21 protein-coding genes and 1 pseudogene are annotated in these 25,079 nt (G+C 53.1%); all 22 read right to left on the bottom strand.

The window, feature by feature from the left end; genetic code table 11:
• Positions 1-80 precede the first annotated feature (80 nt).
• The 22 genes and pseudogenes from D7024_RS04915 to D7024_RS04810 all read right to left on the bottom strand — a co-directional run bounded on the left by D7024_RS04915 (position 81) and on the right by D7024_RS04810 (position 24,914).
• The gene (locus D7024_RS04915) at positions 81-1,130 is read right to left on the bottom strand and encodes a helix-turn-helix domain-containing protein (RefSeq protein ID WP_165859268.1); all 1,050 of its coding nucleotides are present in this window, start codon (positions 1,128-1,130) and stop codon (positions 81-83) included.
• A 273-nt stretch (positions 1,131-1,403) separates the two neighbouring features.
• Positions 1,404-3,281: an ATP-binding protein gene (locus D7024_RS04910; RefSeq protein WP_121450781.1), complete on the bottom strand. Its 1,878-nt coding sequence runs from the start codon at positions 3,279-3,281 to the stop codon at positions 1,404-1,406.
• Positions 3,274-3,858, bottom strand: a complete 585-nt coding sequence (locus D7024_RS04905; protein WP_243113696.1) for a very short patch repair endonuclease — start codon at positions 3,856-3,858, stop codon at positions 3,274-3,276. The genes D7024_RS04910 and D7024_RS04905 overlap by 8 nt, the downstream gene beginning before the upstream one ends.
• A gap of 35 nt (positions 3,859-3,893) precedes the next feature.
• On the bottom strand, positions 3,894-6,857 hold the full coding sequence (locus tag D7024_RS04900; RefSeq protein WP_121450779.1) for an ATP-dependent helicase: 2,964 nt from the start codon (positions 6,855-6,857) through the stop codon (positions 3,894-3,896).
• Positions 6,781-8,217 carry a DNA cytosine methyltransferase gene (locus D7024_RS04895; protein ID WP_207666893.1) on the bottom strand — a complete coding sequence of 479 codons (1,437 nt, stop codon included), beginning with the start codon at positions 8,215-8,217 and terminating at the stop codon, positions 6,781-6,783. The genes D7024_RS04900 and D7024_RS04895 overlap by 77 nt, the downstream gene beginning before the upstream one ends.
• A 238-nt stretch (positions 8,218-8,455) precedes the next feature.
• Positions 8,456-8,911: pseudogene (locus D7024_RS04890) on the bottom strand (ClpP family protease); the annotation flags it as partial.
• 311 nt (positions 8,912-9,222) lie between these two features.
• Entirely contained in the window at positions 9,223-10,887 is a 1,665-nt protein-coding gene (locus D7024_RS04885) for a ribonuclease J (RefSeq protein ID WP_121450778.1), read from the bottom strand.
• Between the two features lie 475 nt (positions 10,888-11,362).
• On the bottom strand, positions 11,363-12,247 hold the full coding sequence (gene dapA, locus D7024_RS04880; protein WP_121452468.1) for a 4-hydroxy-tetrahydrodipicolinate synthase: 885 nt from the start codon (positions 12,245-12,247) through the stop codon (positions 11,363-11,365).
• 50 nt (positions 12,248-12,297) lie between these two features.
• Positions 12,298-13,521, bottom strand: a complete 1,224-nt coding sequence (gene dapG / locus D7024_RS04875) for an aspartate kinase (protein ID WP_121450777.1) — start codon at positions 13,519-13,521, stop codon at positions 12,298-12,300.
• A complete protein-coding gene (locus tag D7024_RS04870; RefSeq protein ID WP_121450776.1) occupies positions 13,522-14,538 on the bottom strand; it encodes an aspartate-semialdehyde dehydrogenase in 1,017 nt (338 codons plus the stop codon).
• 161 nt (positions 14,539-14,699) lie between these two features.
• Positions 14,700-15,287 (bottom strand): dipicolinate synthase subunit B, encoded by a 588-nt coding sequence (locus tag D7024_RS04865; protein WP_121450775.1) that lies wholly within the window; start codon positions 15,285-15,287, stop codon positions 14,700-14,702.
• Between the two features lie 29 nt (positions 15,288-15,316).
• Entirely contained in the window at positions 15,317-16,201 is an 885-nt protein-coding gene (gene dpsA, locus D7024_RS04860) for a dipicolinate synthase subunit DpsA (protein ID WP_121450774.1), read from the bottom strand.
• A 78-nt stretch (positions 16,202-16,279) separates the two neighbouring features.
• Positions 16,280-17,080, bottom strand: a complete 801-nt coding sequence (gene dapB / locus D7024_RS04855; RefSeq protein WP_121450773.1) for a 4-hydroxy-tetrahydrodipicolinate reductase — start codon at positions 17,078-17,080, stop codon at positions 16,280-16,282.
• 335 nt (positions 17,081-17,415) lie between these two features.
• Complete coding sequence (locus D7024_RS04850; RefSeq protein WP_121450772.1) at positions 17,416-17,685, bottom strand: YlmC/YmxH family sporulation protein; 270 nt, start codon at positions 17,683-17,685, stop codon at positions 17,416-17,418.
• 15 nt (positions 17,686-17,700) lie between these two features.
• Positions 17,701-18,030 (bottom strand): hypothetical protein, encoded by a 330-nt coding sequence (locus D7024_RS04845; protein WP_121450771.1) that lies wholly within the window; start codon positions 18,028-18,030, stop codon positions 17,701-17,703.
• 72 nt (positions 18,031-18,102) lie between these two features.
• Entirely contained in the window at positions 18,103-19,368 is a 1,266-nt protein-coding gene (locus D7024_RS04840; protein ID WP_121450770.1) for a M16 family metallopeptidase, read from the bottom strand.
• Between the two features lie 108 nt (positions 19,369-19,476).
• A complete protein-coding gene (locus D7024_RS04835) occupies positions 19,477-20,700 on the bottom strand; it encodes a D-alanyl-D-alanine carboxypeptidase family protein (protein ID WP_121450769.1) in 1,224 nt (407 codons plus the stop codon).
• A gap of 60 nt (positions 20,701-20,760) precedes the next feature.
• Positions 20,761-21,462 (bottom strand): polysaccharide deacetylase family protein, encoded by a 702-nt coding sequence (locus D7024_RS04830; protein ID WP_243113695.1) that lies wholly within the window; start codon positions 21,460-21,462, stop codon positions 20,761-20,763.
• 229 nt (positions 21,463-21,691) lie between these two features.
• Positions 21,692-23,887 carry a polyribonucleotide nucleotidyltransferase gene (locus D7024_RS04825; protein WP_121450768.1) on the bottom strand — a complete coding sequence of 732 codons (2,196 nt, stop codon included), beginning with the start codon at positions 23,885-23,887 and terminating at the stop codon, positions 21,692-21,694.
• 203 nt (positions 23,888-24,090) lie between these two features.
• The gene (gene rpsO / locus D7024_RS04820; protein WP_013823572.1) at positions 24,091-24,360 is read right to left on the bottom strand and encodes a 30S ribosomal protein S15; all 270 of its coding nucleotides are present in this window, start codon (positions 24,358-24,360) and stop codon (positions 24,091-24,093) included.
• Between the two features lie 90 nt (positions 24,361-24,450).
• Positions 24,451-24,672, bottom strand: coding sequence for a hypothetical protein (locus D7024_RS04815; protein ID WP_121450767.1), 222 nt, complete (start codon positions 24,670-24,672; stop codon positions 24,451-24,453).
• A gap of 14 nt (positions 24,673-24,686) precedes the next feature.
• On the bottom strand, positions 24,687-24,914 hold the full coding sequence (locus D7024_RS04810; RefSeq protein WP_121450766.1) for a hypothetical protein: 228 nt from the start codon (positions 24,912-24,914) through the stop codon (positions 24,687-24,689).
• Between the last annotated feature and the right edge of the window lie 165 nt (positions 24,915-25,079).

Raw genomic sequence — 25,079 nt, 5'->3', positions numbered from 1 at the left:
CAAGGGAAATGTTACCATGGGGGTGAAAAGTTATGGTAGCACACGGAAAAATCCAGAAACTGACGAAAAAGCCTGATAACTCAAGAGAGATAAAGGGATTTCAGCAATTCCCGTTTTTTCAGCTTCTCGTGTTCCTCAGAATCCGTTTTACTTTCCGCTTTCTTTGTTTTTGATTTATTCTTCTCGACCCGGCCCTGCGGCCGCCCGGGTTCGTGCCTGTAATCCTCCCTGAGAGCGGCAACCAGCAGGCCGGGGACGTTCCTGATTTCCGTACCGCTGCCCATTTCACTGATAAGTTTGATTTTTTCCCTGATCTTTTCTTTTGGAAATTCCAGCAGGAGTTCCTCCAGGAACTCTGAAGGCACCCGGGCGCCGGTGGCCACCAGCACCGCCGCCTGCAACTCCCCCAAAACAGCGGTGTTAAGGCAGGGATGGGCGCTCGTTACAGGTTCGTCCGGCGTTTCGCCGCGGTTGTCTGCGGGCATATTCTCTCCCGGTTTTTGGTAATCAACGATGTCACGATCAACATCAACATCAACAACAACAAAATTATTATTTAATTCGTCTGAACCCATGGTAAGAGGGGGGGTGAAATTTTTACAGACCCCCCTCTGAAATTCGGAAAGTGGGGGGTATGAAATTTTTTCACACCCCCCGGCATGATCCACCCGGGTAAGAGGGGGGTCTGTATTTTTTACACACCCCTGTCCGGAATCAGGGGTTTCTTCCCCCTCGTTTTGAATAATCTGCTGCAGTTTTTCAAAGACAGGCGCCAGGTCATATTCATTGCTCAGCTGGCCGTTGCTGGAATCGTACCTGTTGCGGACAATGATCAGTCCCTTTTCAACCAGGCTTTTTTTATAGGAATGCAGGGTCTTTTCACTCACGCCGGTTAACTTGCTGAGTTCCCTGATGGAGGGATAAGGATCCTTAACGGTCCACCGGTAGCTCAAAAGGTGGCAGATAAAAGCCACCTCCTGGAAGGAAAGTCCCAATTCCCTCTGATAACGGAACAAAGCGGTGGGAATGGGAGCCACACCCTGCTCGGCAATTGTCCTGCCGTAAAGTTCGTAAAAACGGTTTGGATTTCCATTTTCCTGCTTGACAACGCCCGGGGTTTCCACTATCATAGCCTTAAGAACTCCTTTCTTTTGCCATTCGCTTGCATGAGCGCATGGCATTTTTGTTTTGAACCTCCCTCCCGGAAGCCCACAAAAAAAACCCGCGTGATTTGTCACGCGGGATTGGCTTTTAAAACGAAGTCCTCTGGTTATGGCATAATTCCCGAATTATTCTTTTCTGATGTTAACGAATTTTGTAAGGGACAAACTCATTGCAAATGTCCCATGATCACACCTGTAACCAGGCCCGGCACCTCCGCCGTCAATGTTATTGAAGAAATATCAATCGCCGGATTTGCCCACCGCCACAAGACTCCTGGTCTCACCGACCTGTTCGGCCGTCTTCTTCCGCTCTTTCAACGATTGGTACTTTTCAATCAGTTCCTGGTGCAATGCCTTGGCCCTGTCCATAAGCTCCGAATAGAACAAAACATGTATCCCCACTCTTCTCGCAATGTCGCGTTTGGTTCTGACTTCGGCCTTATCCACTATCCCCCCGCAAACCAAATAGGCGATAACATCGGAAAACCGTCCCTCTTCACGTACATACGTCTGTATAAACTCCAGATATTCCTGGACCTGGCTGAACTCCTTCTTCCCCGCTTTTGCGCGGGGTCTCTTCAGTTCGATTATGTTAAGGGTGTGCCCGAAACCGACGGCCAGAAAATCAATGCGCCTGTTTTCCTCCGGAACATCGTCACCTTCCGGAAAACGTTCCTTCAGCAGATTGGAATAAGTGGCCTCGTCCTTCCAAACGGTCCATCGCGGGTCCAGCATCCACGGAAATTCCTTGAAAAAATTGTGAAGAGTGGGTACCTCCTTTGCATTTTCCCTTACCAAGGTTTCAAATTTCTCAATGGTCGCGAAACGTCCCTCCATGACGCGCAACATTTCCTTTGCCTCGAGCACTTCCCATTCCCTGAACAACTCAAGGAGTTTCAATTCGTCCTCCGTGCCCTTGAAATCGGCGATCAAATCTTTAAAGGCCCGGTGGTCTATGGAGTCTATCACGTACTCGATGAACTCCTGCGCTTTCTCATCCGGAAGATCGGGAACGGACGCAATTGCGCGAAAAACCCTGTCGGCAAGTCTTTTTTCGTGGGTTCCGAGTTTCCGGTACCAGCTGTCCACTATTTCCAGACTCTTTATAACCTGCTCCCTCTCCCTGGCTCGTTTATCGGACCATTCCTCCGATATCTCCGCAATTTTCTTTCGTGCCCACTCGAATAGTTCCTGAGCTTCCTCCGAGTCCGTTATAATACTCGACCTGTCAGTGGAAACCAGGTCTTTGTCCGGATCATCATCCAGGTAATCCGCCTCCAAAACACCGACCATATACGAATATGCGACCTGCTTGCCGCCGCTCGCACCGAAAAAAGTCGGCTCGTGAATCAACTTCCCCCGGGCCGTTACAACTATTCCCTTGCCGAAATCCTCCCGCACCGGTTTCTCCAGCGTACCTATCCAACCCTTGATTCGTCGTTGTTTGCCCGGATCCACCCATTCATCTATTTCCCATTTGTACTGGAGCTTGTAACCGCGGTCATCGAGGGTTATTTCGACATTGTTCAGATAAACATTGAAACTTTGGCCCAATATTGTAAAACGCCTTGCAATCTGCCGTCTCAAACTCTCGATGTCTACGGGCCTTTTCCGTTTCAGCTTTCTTAGTGTCACGGTGGTACCCGGGGGGTCGTCGGTCGGTTCGTCAACCAACACGGGAGGTTCGTAAAGTCCCTCGGAACGCCGTATGTCGTGAATGTTTAAAACAAAAGCCACCCGCCGACCCTCTTTGACTGTTTCCACCATGACCTCGTCGGCGACACCGAACGCGGACAGCTTCCCGAGTCCCTTTCTGCCGATAACCTTGCGTCCGCCTTTTGTCCTGTCCTTGCCCAAATTTTTTCTACGATTTCTACCTATCTGCAGATAGTATTCGTTTATTTCTTGAAACGTCATACCTTCCCCGTCGTCCCGGATTACGATCTCGGAACTCTCGTCCACCGCAACTTCGGGAACGGATACCCATACGTTGTTGGCGTCGGCATCCCAACTGTTGGCGATCAGTTCACAGATAACCGGAGCCAAATGGGAATAAAGCTGTATTCCCAAATGATCTATCACAGTCATCTGCACCTGCATAACCAACCTGTCATCCACCAAAATCACCCCCGCTCGACGGTTCGACCGACAACACCGTCCGCCGGCCTTGTCGCCCCGTTTTGGTCAATGACTTGGCGTTTTCCCCACTCGAACCGGCGTTGTACTCGGAGGGGACATGCCCGTCCCCGGAAATCGACGCTTTGATCGCATCTATGCAACCGTTCAAATCCTTCTCTATTTGATGTTCCCAAAGACGAAGCACTTTCCAACCCATATCCGCCAGCATTTTGTTCACCCTGGCATCCCTCTCCCGGTTCTCGGCCAATTTTTTTCGCCAAAACGTTACATTGGTCCCCGGCTCCGAATAGCACTCCGGACAACCGTGCCAGAAGCAACCGTCCACGAAAACGGCCACCTTCACCCGGGTGAAAACGATATCGGGGGACCCCGGCAATTTGGTTTTGACCCTGTATCCCCGGAGACCGGCCTTGTACAATGCCTTCCTCAAGGTCATTTCCGGCTTTGTATCCTTGGATTTGACCTTGGACATCACTTCCGATCTCTTTGCCCGATCGAACACGTCCACCATTAAAACCGCCACCCCTATACCGGCACTCGCCTGCAAATCGCTCACGGTTGCATGTCCCCGCGAACACGACACTACACTTTTTACCCTTTCTCGCCCTCGTTCTTCCCGCAAGCCGCCGAACCGGGACACAAACTTTTATAATCACATTCCTTGCACCGGCCTGTTTCAATCCCGGTTCTCGGAAACCGCCCCTCCTTGATGCCGTTTACCGCATTTGCCACGGCTTCCCGCACCTTGTTCCGGGCCGTTTCGGAAATATCCACCGACACCCTGTCCTGGGGCCTGTCGGCGTAAAGGAAGTGGACCGACCCCTCCCTTGCATCGTAACCCAGCGACTCCTCAGCGGCTATGGCATAAAGGACAACCTGCATTGAAGCGTCTTTCAGTCTGTCCTCCAACGGGAGATCGTCACCGTTCCTCTTGGTCTTGAAATCGACCACTTCAACGGGTGTTCTGGAACTTTCTTCGTTTTGATCCACGTTTTCCACACGGTTGAGCAAATCTATGGTACCGCTTATCATGGCGTCCCCCATGATGAACTCGAATGGTTTTTCCGCTTCGAAAACATAATGTTCAATGTCGGGGAATTCTGTTACATACCTGACCAAAGTTCTCTCGGCCGCGTTTTTCATTTTTTCAAAGGGATCTCCCGTGGTGTACCTCAGATTGAATCTCCTTCCCACCTCTTCCTTGACCCATTCCTCGTCGACCCCGCCCTTTTTCGCCCTTTCGTGTATCAACGCCAGCAGATTGTGTATCTGCTGGCCGTAACCGTAATCCTCCCTGACGCCCGGACTGAACCCCATCAGCCTGCGCAGTTTGTAATCGTAGGGGCAGGCCCAGTAATAGTTGAGGTCGCTGTAGGTCGTGGGGAGCAGTTCGGTATTCGCGGGACGGCGCGGTACCGTACGAGGACGGGGCGAGGAAGGATCGGTGTTCTCATCGAGAACATAGTCGTGTTCTATTTCCGCGAAGTAAGGCGAGGGCCCCGTACCTCTTCTGGTAAAGCAGGTCAAATAAAGGAATTTCCTGCACCTGGTCACCGCCACATACCAAAGTCTTCTCTCCTCGTCGTCCCTCAAAATACGATCGGGGTCATTTTTTCCCAGGCTTCTCCTTCCGATATATTCGTCATCCTCCAACAGGACTTCCTGACCTGAATAGCGCTTCTGTGAGGGAAAACGCCGGCTTGTCAGCCCCGGCAAAAACACCACCGGCCATTCCAACCCCTTCGATTGGTGAACGGTCATGATCTGAACCGCATTTTGAAGACTGGGGTCGTCCAGCCCCCCCTCCTCCGACTTCCTGGAGGCCCAGGTCCCCAAAAAATAGTTGAGATCCCACAAGTCCTGCGGCGTCACCCACTGGTGCACCGATTCAAACCTCGTAATCAGATCGCTGAACCTGCCCAAATTATACAATACATTGTCGGGCCACGGTTCCGGTCCTCTGTTGGCCCCCAGTATTTCAAGCATTTCCTGGAACAAATCCTGGGGATAGATGCGTCGTCCGACCCCCCGGGGTCTGCGTCCTCTGGGAAGAGCACTCAATCCGAGCTCGCGTCTCTTCGACGCCAGCCACTCCAGGAAAATAGCGGGGTTGGCGTGGGGCATGATTCCCCTGTCCCGCATTTCTTCAACGGTTTTTCTGATAAAATCTCTGATATCTGCTTCGTTCAAGTTTGTTACTTCGCCGGTTTCGGAATCTCTGAAGCTGCATCTCATCCTCGCCAGAAAACAAAAAGCTGCTTGGAACAGGCGGACTTCCGAGTGATCGAACAGTCCCGTGGTCCCGCGCACCACATATGGTATGCCCTTGGCGTCCAACTCCCGCATCAATGTGCGGACACCGTTTTTTACACTCCTGTATAGAACCGCGATGTCACCGTAGTCCAATCCCCTGACGCCGTCCCTGTCCTCGATTTGCAACCCGCGGAGTCTCTCTATCTCCGCGGCTATGAACGACGCCTCCTCTTCCTCGGATCCGAAAACCAGTCTGTGCACGTCGCCGAGTTCGGCCATTGTTTCCACGAACCGATCCGACTCCGGATCGTATTTACGGGCGCGCATATCCTTGTCGAGACGCCTTGAAAGCCCCCGTACCGCATGGCCGCGTCTGGAATCACCCCTTACCGCGCGATTTGCAATCTCCACAATACAGTGGGTGGAACGAAAGTTGTCCGTCAGTTCTATTTTTTTGACGCGGGGATAGCGTTCCTCAAATGTTAGAATGTTTGATATGTCGGCCCCCCTCCAGGCGTATATCGACTGGTCGTCGTCGCCCACTACACATACTTCGGCACCGGTTCCGTCCGTGGAAAGCAACCGGATCAGTTCCTCCTGTCGCGGGTCCACGTCCTGGTATTCGTCGACAACGATGTGCCGGAATTTTTCCTGCACCTCCTTCCTGACGGAAGGATTGGAGTGGAGGAACTCCAAGGTTTCCGCGATGATGGAATCGAAATCCAAAAAGTAGTTGGGCCTGCTTCTGGTCAAGTTGTGATACCGGATCAAGACATCCCTTAAAACCGGGTTTCGAACGGAAGCCACGGGTATATTTTCGATGTACATCCTGTTGAGGGTGTTCAAGAACGCCTCCACCGTCTCTATTCTGCTCCTTCCGTTTTCCAGGCGTTCCAAACCCAAACCGCGTCCTCCGTAATCGAGGTAATTGGACACTATAAAGGCGACCTGCTTTACATCATCCAAAATTTCGAAATTACGGTATCGGGGGTCCATCTCTTTCAATAGTTGCAAACAGAAACTATGAATGGTGCCCACGTACATCGATCCCAAAGCGGCATCGTCCAGCCGTCCTTCACGGCGAAGCTCGTCGAGATGCCTTCTGATGCGGGCCTTCAACTCACCGGCGGCCCTTTCCGTGAAGGTGAAGGCCACGATCGAATCCCGAGGCACCCCCTCGCTCACGAGCATGGCGATCCTTCTGGCAATGACTTCGGTTTTGCCGCTACCCGCGCAGGCCAGGATCAGGAGATTGCCCCCTCTGTGATTGATAGCCTCCAACTGCTTCTCGGTATACCTCACTTTTCTCCCTCTCCCTGATCTCCCTTATGCTCTTTTTAAAAGTCGGAGCCAACGCCTTGACCATTTCAACCGGAACGGCGTTTCCTATCTGCCTTGCTATGGCGGTGGGTCCCCCCGCGAACTCGTAAGTCTTCGGAAACGTCTGAAGCAGGGCCGCCTCCCTCAAGGTGATGGCCCTGTCCTGCTCGGGATGGGCGAACCGTCCCTTGGTTACATCCGTGCAACCCGTCGTCAAAGTCGGGGCTAACGAGTCCCATGCCATCCTGCCGTAGACGTCCGGATGTCCGTCATGGCCCTTGTGACACTTCAGCTGAAGTTCGGACGGCAGGGAGCTTCTGCTTCCTCCGTCTTTCGGAATATGAGACAATCTTTTAATCGTGAGTTCATTGTGTTTTCGTGCGGCGTGGAGGGGATCGCACGGATCTTTCTCCCCCGACTTAAGGGGACGCAACTTTCCTATTGTCGCTCTCACGGTAATCCTCGAACCCTCCGGGGTGAGCGGCGGCGGCGGTTGCGGAGGATCAATCAGTCTTGTAACCATTAAAATGCATCTGGTTCGTCTTTGGGGAACCATGTAATCCGCCGCGTTGATTTTGTGGGGACCTCCAACGCGATAGCCCAATTCCCTCAATTCTTCTTTCAATTTGCTGATAATTTCATCGTAACGCGTCAACCCGGGGACATTCTCCAAAAATATGACCGCGGGACGAAGAACCCGGGCGAACCTAACCGTCTGAAGAATCAAGTCGGCCCTCCCATCCCTCCCCTTGTTTCTATTCAAGCTGCTGAATGGTTGACACGGGGCGCATACCACCAACAGGTCCACGTCACAACCTTTCAAGTCTTCCCTTCTTATGATCATTGGGTCGACATTTTCTATGTCGCTTTCATACAGGTTGACCTCGGGATGGTTTTTCCTATAGGTTTTACACGCAACCGGGTCATTGTCCACTGCGGCAACGACGCGGAAACCGGATTGCTTCAGTCCCTCGGTCACCCCCCCGCAACCGCAATAAAGATCCACCGCGGTAAATTCTTCTTCAAAAGTCAATGGGGGTTTTCCACCGGCCAGTATTTTCAATGTAACACCCCCGTACCCGACCACATCCTCATTCTTGGAACGCATGTCAAACGAAAGTGAAAAATCAAGGGTTTGATGGACATAAACCTTTTGATACTCAAAATGAGAGATTTCTCCGTCAAGCAAGTTTTTCCTTTTAAAAGTTGTGAAGTTAACACATTTTTTTAAATGGGGTCCGAAATGATCAGTGTCTGAACGCCCCGTTACTTCAACCAATTTCCCCCGGCCTGGAAAAGCTCCATTATTCCGGGCAGACATCAATGGAATCGTTTCTTTCACAATACGTCACCTCCCAATAAAAAAGCGGTGGCTTTCGGCCCACCGCTCGTCATCGCTCACGCTGACAGGATATTGTCTCAACAAGCCGGAACACTTATAGCGCTGCTAAAGATTGCGCCGCCACCTGGTCAACCAGTTGCAGCTATCTCCCATGGGGCGTTTGCTCGTAAAAAAAAGCTAAAAACATCTTCCGTCTCTTTCAAAAACGGGTTAAAATTTGGGGTAGCGACATGGGTACTATCGGCACTCCGATGCTGTGTCCCCCGCCCAGTACGATGGATACCGTGGGTTTGGAGAGGCTGGCAATCATTTCTGCAATAGCCAGGCCGGCTTCCACATCTCCCCCTACCGTGTTTAAGACTACCAGCACCCCTTCCACCTCCGGGCTCTGCTCCAGGGCAACCAACTGCGGAATGAGGTGTTCATACTTGGTGGTCTTGTTCTGGGGGGGCAACACCAGGTGGCCTTCAATTTGGCCGACAATAGTTAAACAGTGAATGTTGCTTTTAACTTCGGGCACGGGACTGGCTCCCAGCTCTTTGATGGATTCCATGCTTTCTTTAGTACGCCCCTGTACCCGGTGGGGTGTTGGGGTAGACCCGGGGTTACCGGGTTCCCGCTGAGGGGTTGTATTGGGCTCTCCCGGGGGGGGGTCCGGAGGCGTGCAGGGATATTCTCCCTCGTGACCCCATATATTCTGATCACCAGACACTTTTATCCATCCTCTCGTTAGTTTTTTCTCTTCTCTAGTATGGCTATGTTACGAATAAAATATAAGATCTACACAGAACATCCATAACGGGAAAAATTTTGTGGAGATGCCTACTGGATCTTGACACGGACGAAAAACCCGCGTGATAATCCACGCGGGGTTCGCTTCCAAACAACTTGCCACTTTATGCGTGAAGCGGAGCATGTTTTCACCAGGCAGGCCCCGCGCATGCAAACAAAATAAGCCGGAAGGCCTTTATCCATGGCTTTCCGGCTCTTTTTGGTATTCGGTGATCATACTTCCATGATGATGGGTAAAATCATGGGCCTTCTCCTTGTTTTTTCATAGAGGAACTTCCCTAACACGTCTCTTACCTGTGCTTTAATTGACGCCCATTCAGAAAGACCCCGATCGTTGCATTTTTCCAGGGCCTCCTTTACCCTTTGCCGGGCTTCTTCCATCAATTGCTCTGACTCCCGTACATAAACAAAGCCCCTGGAAACAATATCTGGCCCGGCCATAACCTGCCCCAGTTCGCGATTGATGGTTACGACCACGATCAGGATCCCGTCCTGGGAAAGCTGCCTGCGGTCCCGCAGTACAATGTTACCCACATCACCCACGCCCAAACCGTCCACCAGCACGCGCCCGGCCGTTACCCGCCCGGCAATACGCCCGGAACGACGGGTAAACTCCAGTACCTGGCCGTTTTCAGCCACAAAAATATTCTCCGCTGGAATACCCATACTGCGGGCCAGATCCGCATGTTTGATCAACATGCGGTACTCACCATGCACCGGCACGAAAAACCGGGGCTTGACCAGGTTGATCATCAGTTTAAGTTCTTCCTGGCTGGGGTGGCCGCTCACATGAATGCCTGAAACCGCCTCATAGATAACATGGGCACCCTGTTTGAACAGTTGATCGATAATCCGCGCCACCAGCTTTTCGTTGCCTGGAATGGGAATGGCGGAAATAATGATGGTATCACCGGGAAGAATTTCCACCTGCCGGTGGTCCCCCAGGGCCATCCTGGTAAGGGCCGACATGGGCTCACCCTGGCTACCCGTACACAAGAAGACCACTTTATTTTTCGGTAGACGGTTGGCCTCTTCCAGTTCTACCAGGGTTCCTTCGGGAATATGAAGATAACCCAGTTCGTGAGCTATATTGATCACATTAATCATGCTGCGGCCAATCACCGCCACCTTACGGTCGTAACGGTGGGCGGTGGTAATGGCCTGCTGCAAGCGGTGCACATTGGAAGCAAAGGAGGCTACAATAATGCGCTCTTTAGCCTGCCGGAAGGTCTCATCAAAGGTGGCCCCAACAACCCGTTCCGACATGGTATAGCCGGGCCGCTCCACGTTGGTGCTGTCGGAAAGCAACACCAGCACGCCCCGTTCCCCTAATTGGGCGAAACGATAAAAGTCGGTAACCTCTCCGTCCACGGGGGTTTGATCGATTTTAAAATCCCCGGTGTGCACAATAACTCCCACCGGCGTGTGAACGGCCACGGCTACCGCATCGGGGATACTGTGGGACACCCGGATAAATTCTACTTTAAAAGGACCGATCGTCACCGTATCCCGGGGCTTAACCACCTGCAAATTTGCCTCGCCGGCCACTTCTTGCTCCTTTAGCTTACCCTGGAGCAAACCCAGGGTAAGCCTGGTCCCATAGATGGGCACGTTCAACTGCTTAAGTACATAAGGCAGGGCACCGATGTGATCCTCGTGTCCGTGGGTAAGCACTATACCGCGCACAGCATCTTTATTTTCCAGGAGATAAGTGATATCGGGGATCACCACGTCGATCCCCAACATCTCTTCCTCCGGAAACATTAAACCGCAGTCTATAACCAGAATATTTTCCCCGAATCTCACCGCCATCATGTTTTTCCCGATCTCACCAAGTCCCCCGAGGGGGATCAGAGCCAGTTTTGGTTCCTTGGCCAAAAACGCACCTCCTAACCTGTTTTTCAAAAAATCACTGAGTCTCAAGTTCCGGTGAGAAAAAACAGGAGAAGGCGGGGAAAATATTCCGTTGTTAACGTATGCCTTGCTGATAACTCAATTGTTCCCGATGCTAATTATACTGGATTCCCTCCCGCTATACAAGGGCCGCTGCCGTCTCTAATAAAATAATTGCCAGAAAGCCTGCCCCATAAACCCGATAAAAAAAATGGGGCATGACTTTCCCCATAAACGCTCTTTAATAGATACTGTCGCATAACCAGTTGGGCGGCCCAGCACTCACTGGTAAGGTAGTTCTTTTGAGTACATTAGTCACATATGCTTAATAGCTATTTTAACGAGCCGTTGTTCTAGTGAGTGCTGGGTCGCTCCATGCTCCTTAGCGACGACCGCCCTCCTGGCAATCCCCTGCACCGCCTCCGCCCGCTCTAACGCGAGAGACGTCCCGGCAGGAGAGTTAAATCAACTTCAAGCTGGCCAGCACGTTTTTAATGATTTCCTTTTCCTGGGCCGTGGCTTCGACCAGGGGCAAACGGGGTGCGCCCACCTGATAACCCAGCAAATTGAGGGCGGCTTTTATGGGCACCGGGCTGGTAGTGATGAACATGGTCTTGAACACCGGGAAAAGTTCCAGGTGAATCTGCGTAGCCAGGGTCGTGTTCCCGGCCGTAAAAGCATTGACCATCTCCTTAATCCGCGGCCCCACCACATGGGAGCAAACGCTGACCACACCCCTAGCCCCTAAAGCCATCATGGGCAGGGTCAGGGAATCATCGCCGCTGTAAATGGCAAAATCATCGGGTAGAGACCGGCGCAATTCACTGACCTGATCCAGGCTGCCGGATGCTTCTTTGATCGCTACAATGTTCTCGATTTGGGCCAGCCGGGCCACCGTTGCCGGCAGAACGTTGACCCCGGTCCGGCCGGGAATGTTGTAAAGCATTACTGGAAGATTGGTACTGTTGGCAACGGCCTTAAAATGTTCATATAACCCGTCCTGGGACGGCTTGTTGTAATAAGGCGCCACGAGCATTACGCCGTCCACGCCCACCTTTTCGGCCATCTGGGTGAGGGTGATACTCTCGGCAGTGTTGTAGCTCCCGGTTCCGGCAATTACCGTAGCCTGCCCGCCAACCTCTTCCACCACCACCCGGAAGAGCTCGATCTTTTCGTCCCTGGTCAGGGTGGGAGATTCACCGGTAGTACCGCAGACTACCAATCCATCGGAACCGGATTGTACCAGAAAACGGGCCAGCTTTCTGGCTTGCTGGAAATCCACCGCCAGATCCTTACCAAAGGGCGTTACCATGGCGGTGAGCACACGCCCAAAATCAACGGCCAAAATATTCACCTTCCTTCTTCCGTATTAAGGCGTACCGCTTTACCCACTACCTATGCGCCACTGATAAACTGACGATGCAGTGCCCGCACAGCCCTTTCCATATCCTCCTGCCTGACCAGTACCCAGATGGTAGTGTGGGAATCACTGGACTGCAAAATGGGAATATTTTCTTTGGCCAGGGCATCCACGATTGAGGCCATCACTCCGGGAACACCGGTCATACCAGCACCCACAGCTGCTACTTTAGCACAACCCGGTATAATTTCCGCTACAAATCCCGTATTTTCCAGCACCTGGGTGGCTTTCTCGGCCACCTCCTCCTTAACGGTAAACACCACCTGGTCAGGATAAACGTTGATAAAATCAAGGCTGATGCCCGCCAGGGCCAAGCCCTTAAACAACCGGCGCTGCTGTTTTAAACCTTCCCCTCCGTTTGTATTTACTTTAAACTGGACTACGTTGGGAATCTGGGTGATGCCCGTAATCGTCCGGTCCCTGGTGATATCAATAGTTCCCTTATACACTTCACCGGAACTGGTCACCAGTGTACCGGGGGCATCGCTAAAAGTAGATTTCACTCGTAAAGGGATATTTTTTTGCATCACTATTTCCACCGCCCGGGGATGCACCACTTTGGCCCCTTCATGGGCCAGCTGGCAGATTTCGTCGTAGGTGACCATCTCTCTGGCCACGGCATCGCTCACGATGCGGGGATCGGCAGTCATAATCCCATCTACATCGGTATAAATATCAACATACTCGGCATTAAGGGCCACTCCCAGGGCTGCAGCGGTGGTATCACTGCCCCCCCGGCCCAGGGTGGTAATCTCACCTTCCTCGCTGATCCCCTGGAAACCGGCCACCACCACTATCTTGCCCTCCCGGGCGTGTTTTAAGACGGCTTCGGGTTTAACCCGCAGGATTCTTGCCTCGGTAAAGTTGTTATCGGTAATAATTCCCGCCTGGGCACCGGTAAGAAAGACTGCCGGGTGACCCATTTTTTCCAGGGTGGCCACCATTACCACACCGGAAATAATCTCACCACAGGACATCAGCAAATCCATTTCCCGGGGAGAAACATTCCGGTTGATTTGCTTGACCGTATTGATCAGGGTATCGGTAGCATAGGGATCCCCATTGCGCCCCATGGCCGAGACCACCACTACCGGCATATAACCCTCTTCCTTCGCCGCCACCACTTTGGCGGCCACCATCTCCCGCCCTTGTGGCGTGGCTACGGATGTACCACCAAATTTTTGCACTAAAAACTTCATTTACTGCCTCCCCCGAAGACAACGGTATTTAATCAGCAATTCAGCAATTTGCACCGCATTGGTGGCTGCACCCTTGCGCAGCTGATCTGCCACCACCCAGAGGTTAAGCCCCCGCTCGATGGAGTTATCCTCCCGGATGCGGCCTACAAAGATTTCATCCCGGTGGGAACAGAAGAGGGGCATGGGATATTCTTTCCGGGCCGGGTTATCCAGGACCACAATGCCCGGGAAACTGGCCAGCACCTCCCTGGCTTTCTGGGCGGTCAGCTTCTCCATGGTTTCCACATTGACCGATTCGGAATGACTGCGGTAAACCGGAACCCGTACAGTAGTAGCCGTAATGGCCAGCTGGTCGTCATGGAGAATCTTCCGGGTTTCCTTTACCATCTTCCACTCTTCTTTAGTATAGTCCATCTCCTGAAATACATCAATGTGGGGAATGAGGTTAAAAGCTATTTGATAAGGAAAAACTTTCGGTGGGTAATCAACGCCATCCAGTACGGCCCTGGTTTGAGCGGTCAGCTCCTCGATGGCCTCCATACCGGCACCGGAAACGGCTTGATAGGTGGAAACCACTACACGCTTGATTCCCGCCACATCTTTAATTGCCTTTAGAGGAACTACCATGATGATAGTGGAACAGTTCGGGTTGGCAATAATCCCCTGGTGCCACTTTACATCTTCCGGATTCACCTCGGGCACCACCAGGGGAACCCGGGGATCCAGCCGGAAATTGCTGCTGTTGTCAATCACCACACAGCCCTGTTCTACCGCCGCCGGGCCGAACTCTTTACTGGCGGCTCCGCCGGCGAAAAGGGCGATATCCATACCGGCAAAGGAGTCAACCCTGGTTTCCTGGACCGTGTAAGTCCTGCCCCGGAAAACCATTTGCTTTCCGGCCGAACGGCTGGTGGCACACAGTTTCAGTTCTCCCACGGGAAAGTTTCTTTCTTCCAGTACCTTTAAAATTTCCTGCCCCACCGCGCCGGAGGCCCCAACAACCACTACATTGTACAAAGAAAAATTCCTCCTTTCGAAAACAGTCACAGAAAATCGTCATAAATGGACCTGACACCATTAAATGGCACGTCCACTTTAAAATCAAAAAACCGGCCCGATCGGTTCAGGTACGGGCCTCATGTAAAAAAATCTCTTTTTGGCTACCCCGTAACCAGTCATCACGACACATTCACGAGCACAGGCTGTATCTGCTTTCCCTCCAGAGCAAGAAGAACTGTATCAACAATGAGGTCCATCCTTGCCTTCAGGGAATTGGGTTTCTCAAGGGGATTATCCTGGCCAAAAGGAACCAGGTAAATATTCTTGGTATTTAAAAGCAAACCCAGATTCCTGGCGTTCATACCCAGCCCGTCGTTGGTAGAAATGGCCAGAACTACTGGACGCAGGTTGCGCAGGTGAGCTTTGATGGCCATCAGCACCGGGCCGTCGGTAATACCGTTGGCCAGCTTGGCCAGCGTATTCCCCGTACACGGCGCCACCACCAGCACGTCTAAAAGCTTGCCCGGCCCGATAGGTTCAGCCCCTGTAATACTGTTTATGGGCGCATGACCGGTGATTTTTCCAAGAAGATCCTTCCACTTCTGGGCTGGACCATATTTGGTATCAGTGCCATCCACCACCGCGCTGATGACGGGGTAAACAATAGCACCTTCCTTGACCAGGTTCTCGACCTGGACCATAACTTCATCCAGAGTACAGTGGGAACCGGTAACGGCAAAACCCACCCGTACATCTTTCAAGCGCATGACTAGCACCTCCGCTGGAGAGCCGAAAGCTAGAGGGCCAATTGTTCGGCCAGCAGCCGGGGAACAACCCGGGCCAGGATTTCCCCGGCGGTCTGCGGTGCTACCCTGCCGGGTAATCCGGGAAGCAAAAGAGCAGTAATACCAAGCCGCCGGGCAACTTCAAAATCGGTACCGCCGGGGGAAGAGGCCAGATCCAGAATTAAAGTGCCGGGCCGTACCCGCAAAAGGATCTGCTCATCTAACACCAGAGCCGGTATGGTATTGAAAATAACGTCTGCCTCTGCTGCTATGGCCGGAAGTTCAGGTAAATCGGCAGTTCCCAGTCCCATCTCAAAGGCCCTGGCCCGCTGGGCAGGATTACGGGCTACCACCACGGTACGGGCCCCCAGGGCATGCAACATGCGGGCCAGAGTGGTACCGGTACGCCCAAAACCCAGCACTACGGAGTTACTGCCGTGAATAGTGATGGGCAGCTTCTCCATGGCCACCTGGATAGCCCCTTCGGCAGAAGGAATGGAGTTTAATATGGCCACTTCATCTATGTCCATTAGCTCAATTAGACGGAGGTTTACCCGGCCCGTCATTTCCCTGAGCTTTGGCCTGGCCATGCCTACCAAAACCGGCGAACCAGGGACTAACAAGGTTAGATGTTCCTCCAACAAAACCAGTGGCTGGTCCAGGTATGCCGTGTGAATACGACCCTGGTTGTCGATCCCGGGCACGGGCAAAATCAAAGCGTCAGCTCCGGCCAGTGCCTGGGCGATTCCCCCGCAGGGAGTGATATTCTTCCCCTCAACTGGTACTCCTACCACTTTCAGGTGTGCCCCTAATACCGCCAGCCGTTCAACCAGGATCTTCTCCCTGGCATCACCGCCAAGTACGGCCAATGTCACCCCGTGCAGATCTGGCTGCATGGCCGGCAAACCCTCCTTGGGCTTCTCGTATTTACCACCAATATATGAGGAACCGAAAGGGGAGGTGCTTGTCATGGGTTATTCGAAAAGCAGGTTCTCCAGCCCGTAAACCACTCCTTCCAGATGCATCACCCGGCGAATGGCTAACAGCACACCGGGCATAAAGGATTCCCGGGAAATGGAGTCATGCCTGATGCTCAAGGTTTGCCCCAGGCCGCCGAAGATGACCTCCTGATGGGCCACCAGCCCCGGCAGGCGCACACTATGGATACGGATACCCCCGTCAAAGGAGCCGCCACGGGCACCGGGGATTTTTTCCACTTCCGTGGGCAAACCCTGACGGAAATCTCCCCGCGCAGCCGCCACCACTTCGGCAGTTTTAATGGCGGTACCCGAAGGGGCATCCAGCTTTTGATCGTGGTGCAATTCAATGATTTCCACATGGGGCAGGTACCTGGCCGCTTCAGCGGCAAAACGGATCATCAAAACTGCCCCGATGGCAAAGTTGGGGGCAATCACGCAACCCAACTTGAGTTCTTCGGCCAGGGCACGGATTTCTTCCAGTTCCCTGGTGCTCATTCCGGTGGTACCCACCACCGGACGCACGCCGTGATGAAGGGCCGTTTTGATATTCTCCGCCGCCACGTCGGGGGTGGTAAAGTCAACCATTACGTCTGGGCGGGTTTCCGCCAGCACCTTTTCCAGATCCGCCTGCAGGGTTACCCCCACCTCCGGAGCACCCCACAGGGGGCCCACATCCTGGCCTTCCCCCCGCACATCCACTGCTCCCACCAGGACCATATCCTCAGCCTGCCAAACGGTCTTCAAGACTTCCCGGCCCATCCGGCCGCACGCACCTGTAACGACAACTCTAATCAATGTTAGACCCGGTTTACGCTTTGGGGGATGGGGATGCTTCCCATCCCCTATCCCTGCAAAACCAGTTTCCTCCCTCCTGTTGTTTGTTAAAATTTAAACCATATAACCTGGCCAATGTCAAGATGAAATGGTTGACCTGCCTTATAATTGTACAAATGACCCGGTTCTTCTACAAACGGTCACCATGCCCTTATTTTCCTTTCTACAAGATGGTCTTGCATCCCTGCTTCAAAATATGAACATTAATCTTGCTATTTCCTGCTGCCCGATCCTTGATCATACCATTAAAAAATACCATGAAAAACAAAAAAGTCCAAACGGGAATGGACTTAAACTCACAGTGAATACCGGCGCAGGTTGAGGTTGGCCTGATCCAGGTCGACGATAATAACCTCGCTGCCAATTTTGCGCACGGCCTCCCAGGGAATTACTAGACTCTGGCGATCAAACCAGAAGCTGATGGGATTGCTCCGGCGGGGCAAAATAATGGATTGCACCTGCCCGGTCTCAATATCGATGGCCACATCGCTTTCCCCCACTATGCCCAAACGGGCGCCGTCATAAATATTTACTATTTCCTTGCCGGCCAGTTCGCTTAATCTCATTATACCTCACCCCTTTTAAATCCTGCGTCTTAATTGAAACAACTTCATGATGAACGGTTGCACAATGGCCAGGACGATAGATACGGCTGCCAGAGGCTCCATCTGCACTTCCCCCAGGTAAACCCGTTCGGGCAACTGCAGGCCCAGAAAAGTAAATAACAGAACTAAAGAAAGATAGATCCCTCCCGCCGTGCCCACCAGACCGGTCAAAGCCTGGGAAAGGGGAGAAGGCGTGCTGATTTCAGATACATCCCACGCTTTATTTCTTACGCCGGCCAGACGCATTCTCTCCCGGATGGAAAGGATGATTAATATGGCCAGGAGCGCAAAGACCAGTACTAACATTATATCCCACCCCCGCTAGCATTATATGGGAGTGGGACATGTTTTAGAACAGGGAGCAGTTTGACAAAAGCTCTAGCACGCAACCCTTTTCACGGCCGCTTCCAGGATACTGCAGTCTTCCCAGGGGCCCACAGTGGCAATGGCAAAGGATTCGGGATTGAGCATTTCACGGGCTAGTTCCCGGACATCCTCCAGACCGACCCTCTTCACCCGGTCAGCTACTTCCTCCGGCGGCACCACTTTACCCAGGTAAAGCTGGGATTTGGCCAGCCTGCTCATCCGGGTGCTCACACTTTCCAGGCTCAACCAGAGATTACCGATAATCTGCTCCTTGGCCCGGTGCAGCTCTTCGCTTTTAACCCCGTTTTGCCGGATATCCCTGATTTCCTTGAAGATCATGTCCATGACCGCAGGTACGTTTTCCTTGCTCAATCCGGCGTAAATACAAAACAGCCCCGCATCATGATAGGAACTGTGATAGGAATAAATGGAATACACCAGCCCCCGCTGTTCCCTTATTTCCTGAAACAAACGGGAACTGATGCCCCCGCCGAGGATGGTATTAACCACCTGAAACACGTAGACCCGTTCGTTATTTAGAGGCAGCCCGGGTACACCCACACACAGGTGAACCTGTTCCGTATCCTTGGTCCGGCAGGTAATCTGCCGCTGGGGAACGGGGCGCACCAGCTTGCGGGTTACCTGCTCTCCCCTTAACGGTTCAAAAATGGGTCGCAACTTTTCCACGACCCGGTCATGATCAATGTTCCCCGCCACGGCCACCACCAGATTCTGCGGCTGGTAGTGGAGCCGGTAGTAGTCCAGAATTTCTTGCCGGGAAAGCCGGCAAATAACCTCGGCGGTACCGATAACCGGCCGCCCCAAATCGTGCCCCTGCCAGATGGTGGTGGCAAAAACATCATGGACCAGCTCGTCCGGGGCATCTTCATACATCTTGATCTCTTCCAGAATCACGTTGCGCTCCCGGTCAATATCAACGGCGGCAAAGCGGGAATGAAACAACATGTCCTGCAAAATATCCAGAGCCAGGTCAAAATGCTCATCCAGGACCCGGGCGTAATAACAGGTGTATTCTTTGGTGGTAAAGGCGTTTAGCTGCCCCCCCACGGCATCCAGGGCCTCCGCGATGTCCCGGGCCGTACGGCGCTCGGTGCCTTTGAACATCAGGTGTTCGATAAAATGGGAAATGCCCGCTACAGCCGGGCTTTCATCCCGGGAACCCACATTTACCCATATCCCCAAGACTACTGAGCGTACATGGGGAATATCTTCGGTAAGAATAGTGACTCCGTTCTCCAGCCTGACGGTTTGAAACAACCAGCCGCACCTCCAACATCAACTTGGTTTGGCACGCCATACCATGTGTAACTCTTCGCCACCTGGAGCTAAAATCCTTTAAGGCTGACGCAAGCAAATTTTTACCCTCTATAGCTGCCGCTTGTCTTGCGCATGAGCGTCTTGGGGCATTACGCACAGTTTTTTCCACCACAGCTTGTAAGCGGGCAGCCTTTCCACGGAACGACCGGTTAAAAGGCGGGCCCGGGCCACCGGTTCACCCTCCACCCAAACCTCCAAACTACCCACCGGTAAGGCTTTAGGAAGCGGTGCAGTAAAGCCGGCCGGCACGTTAAAACGCTTTTCCACGGCCGGTGGACGGTGCACCGGCACAGCTACCGCAATGGTACGGTCGCTGACCAGGGGTACTGCAGAAACAACACCACCGGTTACCTGAACACGCCGGCAAGCCTGGCCGGCCTTTGCCACGGTCATGTTTTTAAAGCAGGTGAACCCGTAATCCAAAAGGGCCATGGTATCGCCATAGCGATCATCGCTGTGCAACACCACGCTGATTAACCGCCGGCCTTCCCGGCTGGCCGAGGCAACCAGGCACATGCCCGCCTCACTGGTAGTGCCGGTTTTTACCCCGTCGGCCCCCTGGTAGCTCCACAGCAGGCGATTGGTATTGTGCAGGTGATATTCCCCCCAGGGAGGGTTTAAAAAACCGCGGTAACGGGTGGACACCAGTGCCCTAAAGGTGGGATTTTTTAGGGCATACCTGGTCAACAGGGCCAGATCATAGGCTGATGATAAATGGCCCTGGGCTGGTAAGCCATGGGGGTTGCAAAAATGGCTATGGCGGGCGCCCAGATCCCGGGCCTTCTGGTTCATGAAGAAAACAAAATTCCCTTCACTGCCGGCGATATGTTCGGCAATAGCCACACAGGCATCATTTCCCGAGCGCAAGAGGGCCCCGTACAGGAGCTGCTCCAGGGTAAGGCGCTGGCCGGGGAACAGGTGCATGCTGCTCTCCCCCACCGCCGCCGCCCGGGGGCTGACTGTAACCACCTGATCCAGCCGGCCTCCTTCGATAGCCAGCAGGGCAGTGAGAATCTTGGTGGTGCTGGCCGGCGGGCGCGGCTGATGGGCATTTTTAGCGAAGAGTACCTGTCCGGTGGAGGCTTCCATAAGCACCGCCGCATCGGCAGTCACCCGGGGAGGATCCTGCCCGGAAAAAGAAGAAACAGGTAATTCCCCTAGATTTAAAAACACCGGGAGAGCAGGTTGGGACGGAGCGGCCAGTGCAACTGGAATGCCAAATCCTCCAAAACAACACAGCAGGAGCAAAGAAAAAATCAACCGGGAAAGCACAGCTTTTTCACCTCTAAATCCAGTCTGTCCAAGCTCTAAACTTCCCGGTTTTGGAACAGTTTATGTTTTGTTTGTCGTACCAGGCTGCTGATCACCCTCCAGGTGGCGCAGCAAATGGGACACGGTTATCAGCCGGTAGCCGCGGGCCTTTAATTCTTTAATAATTACCGGCAATGCTTCTACGGTGGGAGCCGTGGGATGCATAAGCACAATAGCCCCGTTATGGGCCTTTTCCAGCACCCGGCTGCTGATGACCTGGGGTTCGGGACGCTGCCAGTCCACGGTATCCACACTCCAGAGGATGGTCCGGTATCCCGCTTCCCAGGCTGCCTGGAGCACTGCCGGGCCGTGTTCGCCGTAAGGAGGAGCAAATAACTTCGGACGCTCCCCGGTTATTTTAACCAGCACCTCCTCCGCCCGGCGGATATCCTGCAGGTTACCGCTTACGGAAAGCTGGTCCGGGTGGGGATGGGCATAGCCGTGACTGCCAATTTCGTGACCCTTTTGGTGGATCTTCCGGGTAAGCCCAGGAAACTGTTCCGCCCACTGCCCGCCAATAAAAAAGGTAGCCTGCACCTTTTCTTTTTCCAATATATCCAGCATCTGGGGCAGGTACTCTTCGCCCCAAAACACATTTACCGTGAGAGCAATTTCCTTTTCCCGGCTGCTGCCCTGGTAAATGGGTTGCGGCTGTACCGCCGGTAACGCCTGCAAGGAGAGGTTATACCAGTATCCCCAGGCCAGGAGGGAAAAACACAGCATTACGAGCCAAAAGCCCCGTATTAATCGATGCCGGCTAAAAAAATAAACGCGCACCCCTGCCACCCTTTCCCAGTTCATCACCACATTTATATGCCGGGAAAGGGTTTTATATCGCCTCTTTTTTTCCCAAAATTACGCCGCCACACGACCCTACACCCCACCAGTAATAATAATAAAACCCCTCCACGAGGTAAACCATGGTAGGGGAGTTTGTTAAGAATTTTTTGGTTTAGTGGCGGCCCTGGCGGCCCCTGGAACGCCGGTGATGAGGGGCTGCTTCCCTGGGCTCCGGGGGCAGAGCTTCCTTACGGGAAAGCTTTAAACGTCCCTGGTTGTCAAACCCGATGGCTTTCACCACAATGGTGTCTCCCTCTTTCACCACATCTTCCACCCGGTTCACCCGGTGGTGGGCCAGATGGGAAATATGCACCAGTCCCTCTTTGCCCGGCATACCAAATACACCGGGTACCACTTCGACAAAAGCACCAAAGTCGGTGACCCTGGTTACTTTACCGGTATAAATCTCTCCGACCACCACATCTTTGGTGATGTTTTCAATGATCTCCAGGGCCCGTTTGGCTGCCGCGGGATCTACGGCTGCAATATAGACCCGGCCGTCGTCTTCAATATCGATTTCCACACCCGTTTCATCGATAATTTTCTTGATCACCTTGCCGCCCGGGCCGATGACTTCCCTGATCTTGTCCGGATCTATGGTGGTATGAATAATGCGGGGCGCGTAGGGTGATAATTCCGGTCTGGGTGCAGGAATAACCTCCAGGATCTTATTTAAAATATACAGGCGTCCCTCGCGGGCCTGGGCCAGCGCTTTTTCGAGAATATCCGCATTTATGCCGGGAATTTTGATGTCCATCTGCAGGGCGGTAATTCCCCTGGCCGTTCCGGCCACCTTGAAATCCATATCTCCCAGATGGTCTTCGATGCCCTGAATATCGGTGAGGATGGCAACCTTGTCCTCCTCCTTAACCAGTCCCATAGCCACACCGGCCACCGGCGCTTTAATGGGAATTCCGGCATCCATCAGAGCCACGCAACTGCCGCACACGCTCCCCATGGACGTGGAACCGTTGGAAGAAAGGACCTCGGAAACCAGGCGGATGGTGTAGGGGAAAGTCTCCTCTCCGGGAATTACCGGTTCTAAAGCCCGTTCTGCCAGGGCGCCGTGACCAATTTCCCGCCGCCCGGGGGAGCGCATGGGCCGTGTTTCCCCTGTGCTGTAGGGAGGGAAGTTATAATGGTGCATAAACCGTTTGGCTTCCTCAATGCCCAGATCGTCTAAAATCTGTTCATCGGAAATGGCGCCCAGGGTGACCACCGAAAGCACCTGCGTCTGCCCCCGGGTAAAAAGTCCTGAGCCGTGGGTGCGGGGCAGAATCCCCGCCTCTACACTGATGGGCCGTATTTCATCTAAAGCGCGCCCGTCAATGCGAATTCCTTCCTCCAGGATGAAACGGCGCACGATCTTTTTCTCTACCGCCTCAATGACGGCCAGGATGGATTGCTCCTGCTCGGGGAAGGTTTCCCGGAAGGATTCCACCAGTTTAGCCTTCACTTCATCCAGAAAGGCTTCCCGGGCCTGTTTGTCCAGTCGCCGCTCAATGCACTGCCGCACGGCCGCCGTCAATTCCTCAGTCGCCGGCCCGCTAACCGCCTCTTCTACCTGGGGATCCACCTGGGCCAGGACGGGGGTGATCTTCTCTTTGGCCAGGCCGAGAGCCAGGGCTTCTTCCCGGAAATTTTCGATAAACTCAACTATCTCTTTCACTTTTTCGTGCCCAAAGGCAATTCCCCCTAATATCTGGTCTTCGGGCACTTCCCTGGCACCGGCTTCCACCATCATCACCGCGTCACGCGTTCCGGCCACCACCAGGTGCATTAAACTTTTTTCCGCTTGAGCCAGCGTGGGGTTGATCACATATTCCCCATCCACCAGCCCCACAATCACACCGCCAATGGGACCTTGAAAGGGAATTTCACTGATGTGCAGGGCAGCGGATGCCCCGATCATGGCGGCAATTTCGGGAGCATTATCCTGATCCACGGATAAAATGGTGGCCACCACCTGCACCTCATTGCGACAGCCCTTGGGAAAAAGGGGCCGTATGGGCCGGTCAATCAACCGTCCGGAAAGAATAGCCTTTTCACTGGGGCGGCCCTCACGCTTTATGAAACCGCCGGGGATTTTTCCTACGGCATATAGCCTTTCCTCGTAATCCACCGTGAGGGGGAAGAAATCAATCCCCTCCCGCACCGTTTTGGACATGGTAGCTGTGACCAGCACCACCGTGTCGCCGTAGCGTACCAGGACCGCCCCGCCGGCCTGCCCGGCAACCCGGCCTGTTTCCAGCTGCAGGCTGCGGCCGCCGACTTCCATTTCTTTAATTAAAATGGGTTTCTCTGCCATGTAAAGCTACCCAACCTCCTGTTTACCTACCTAAATTTTCATAACTGATAGTTCTTCTACATAGTAAATATTATTTCCTGCTAGCGAAGTAAAAAATACCACTGTCTTTTTAGGGTAAGCGAACCTGCCCAAAGGTACGACGTCGACTCGAATGCTCCGGTGGGCCTATAGTGAAAAAGGGCGGGTTAGGTACCCCGCCCTTTTTACTTCCGCAGGCCCAGTTTTTCAATCAGTGCCCGGTAGCGGTCGAAATTCCTGTCTTTTAGATAGTTGAGCAAGGCCCGTCTTTGGCCGACCATTTTTAACAGACCGCGCCGGGAATGGTGATCCTTCTTATGAACCCGCAGGTGCTCCGTCAGACTGTTGATCCGTTCGGTCAGGATGGCAATCTGCACTTCTGGAGACCCGGTGTCGGTTTCATGCAGTCTGTGTTCGGCAATGAGGGCCTGTTTCTTTTCAGATGTCAGCGCCACCGAGAAGTCACCTCCTCCTTAACTGTAATCGCTGCTGGCCAAGCTAACCGCCGGAGAAACGAGTTCCCTAGCCAACAGTTCACGGGAAATTTATTTCCCGATTATAGTAATCACCAGGCGTCCGCCTGGGATATCTTTGGCCACAATATCGAAAACCCGGCCCGACCGGGCAATAAAGCCGCGAAAGCGGGTTGCTGTTGGTATGCGCCCGGGAATGTTAGTTGCAGCGGCCGTAATATCGGCTATGGTTATGCCTTCCTGCCGCAAATCCTTGAGGCGCTTTTTGGCGTGCTCAGTAATGATAATCCGCATGTCCCCAACCGTATTTAGAAGACCCCGGACTGATAGATCCGGCTATCCTCTTCCTGTGCGACAAACGCGTATAACGCGTCAACAAAGGCCACAAGGGTGTAGTTTTCTACCTGGCACTGGCGATAAATTTGCTCCAGTTCCTTTTTGAGTTCCTGAAATTCCTCGCTCAAACAAATCAGGGCGATGTGATTGAGCCATTTTTTGATCTCCTCGTCAGGAGAATCCAACCTGGGAACCCCCATTTAAAAAGTCTCCCTTCCCCATACGCGGGAGGCTTAGCGGTTTTATTTTAGCACAATCCCGGAAAGAAGTAAACTTTACTGTAAATATGAGCTATTTGCGTTGTCAACATTTTTACCCTCTGGGAGGCTAAAGCCCATACCAGACAGGGACGTTTTCCAAGGCAT

This window comes from Desulfofundulus salinus (assembly GCF_003627965.1).
In the GTDB taxonomy this organism is placed as follows: Bacteria; Bacillota; Desulfotomaculia; order Desulfotomaculales; family Desulfovirgulaceae; genus Desulfofundulus; species Desulfofundulus salinus.
The sequence above is the reverse complement of the archived record's forward strand: the minus strand, read 5'-3'. Positions and strand labels throughout refer to the sequence as shown.

Excerpts from the sequence above, each read along its gene's own strand:
- D7024_RS04915 (WP_165859268.1), bottom strand. The coding sequence starts at position 1,130 with ATGATAGTGGAAACCCCGGGCGTTGTCAAGCAGGAAAATGGAAATCCA.
- dapG (WP_121450777.1), bottom strand. The coding sequence starts at position 13,521 with ATGAAGTTTTTAGTGCAAAAATTTGGTGGTACATCCGTAGCCACGCCA.
- D7024_RS04865 (WP_121450775.1), bottom strand. The coding sequence starts at position 15,287 with ATGCGCTTGAAAGATGTACGGGTGGGTTTTGCCGTTACCGGTTCCCAC.
- dpsA (WP_121450774.1), bottom strand. The coding sequence starts at position 16,201 with ATGCAGCCAGATCTGCACGGGGTGACATTGGCCGTACTTGGCGGTGAT.
- D7024_RS04850 (WP_121450772.1), bottom strand. The coding sequence starts at position 17,685 with ATGAGATTAAGCGAACTGGCCGGCAAGGAAATAGTAAATATTTATGAC.
- D7024_RS04845 (WP_121450771.1), bottom strand. The coding sequence starts at position 18,030 with ATGTTAGTACTGGTCTTTGCGCTCCTGGCCATATTAATCATCCTTTCC.
- D7024_RS04830 (WP_243113695.1), bottom strand. The coding sequence starts at position 21,462 with ATGCTGTGTTTTTCCCTCCTGGCCTGGGGATACTGGTATAACCTCTCC.
- D7024_RS04825 (WP_121450768.1), bottom strand. The coding sequence starts at position 23,887 with ATGGCAGAGAAACCCATTTTAATTAAAGAAATGGAAGTCGGCGGCCGC.
- D7024_RS04815 (WP_121450767.1), bottom strand. The coding sequence starts at position 24,672 with ATGCGGATTATCATTACTGAGCACGCCAAAAAGCGCCTCAAGGATTTG.
- D7024_RS04810 (WP_121450766.1), bottom strand. The coding sequence starts at position 24,914 with ATGGGGGTTCCCAGGTTGGATTCTCCTGACGAGGAGATCAAAAAATGG.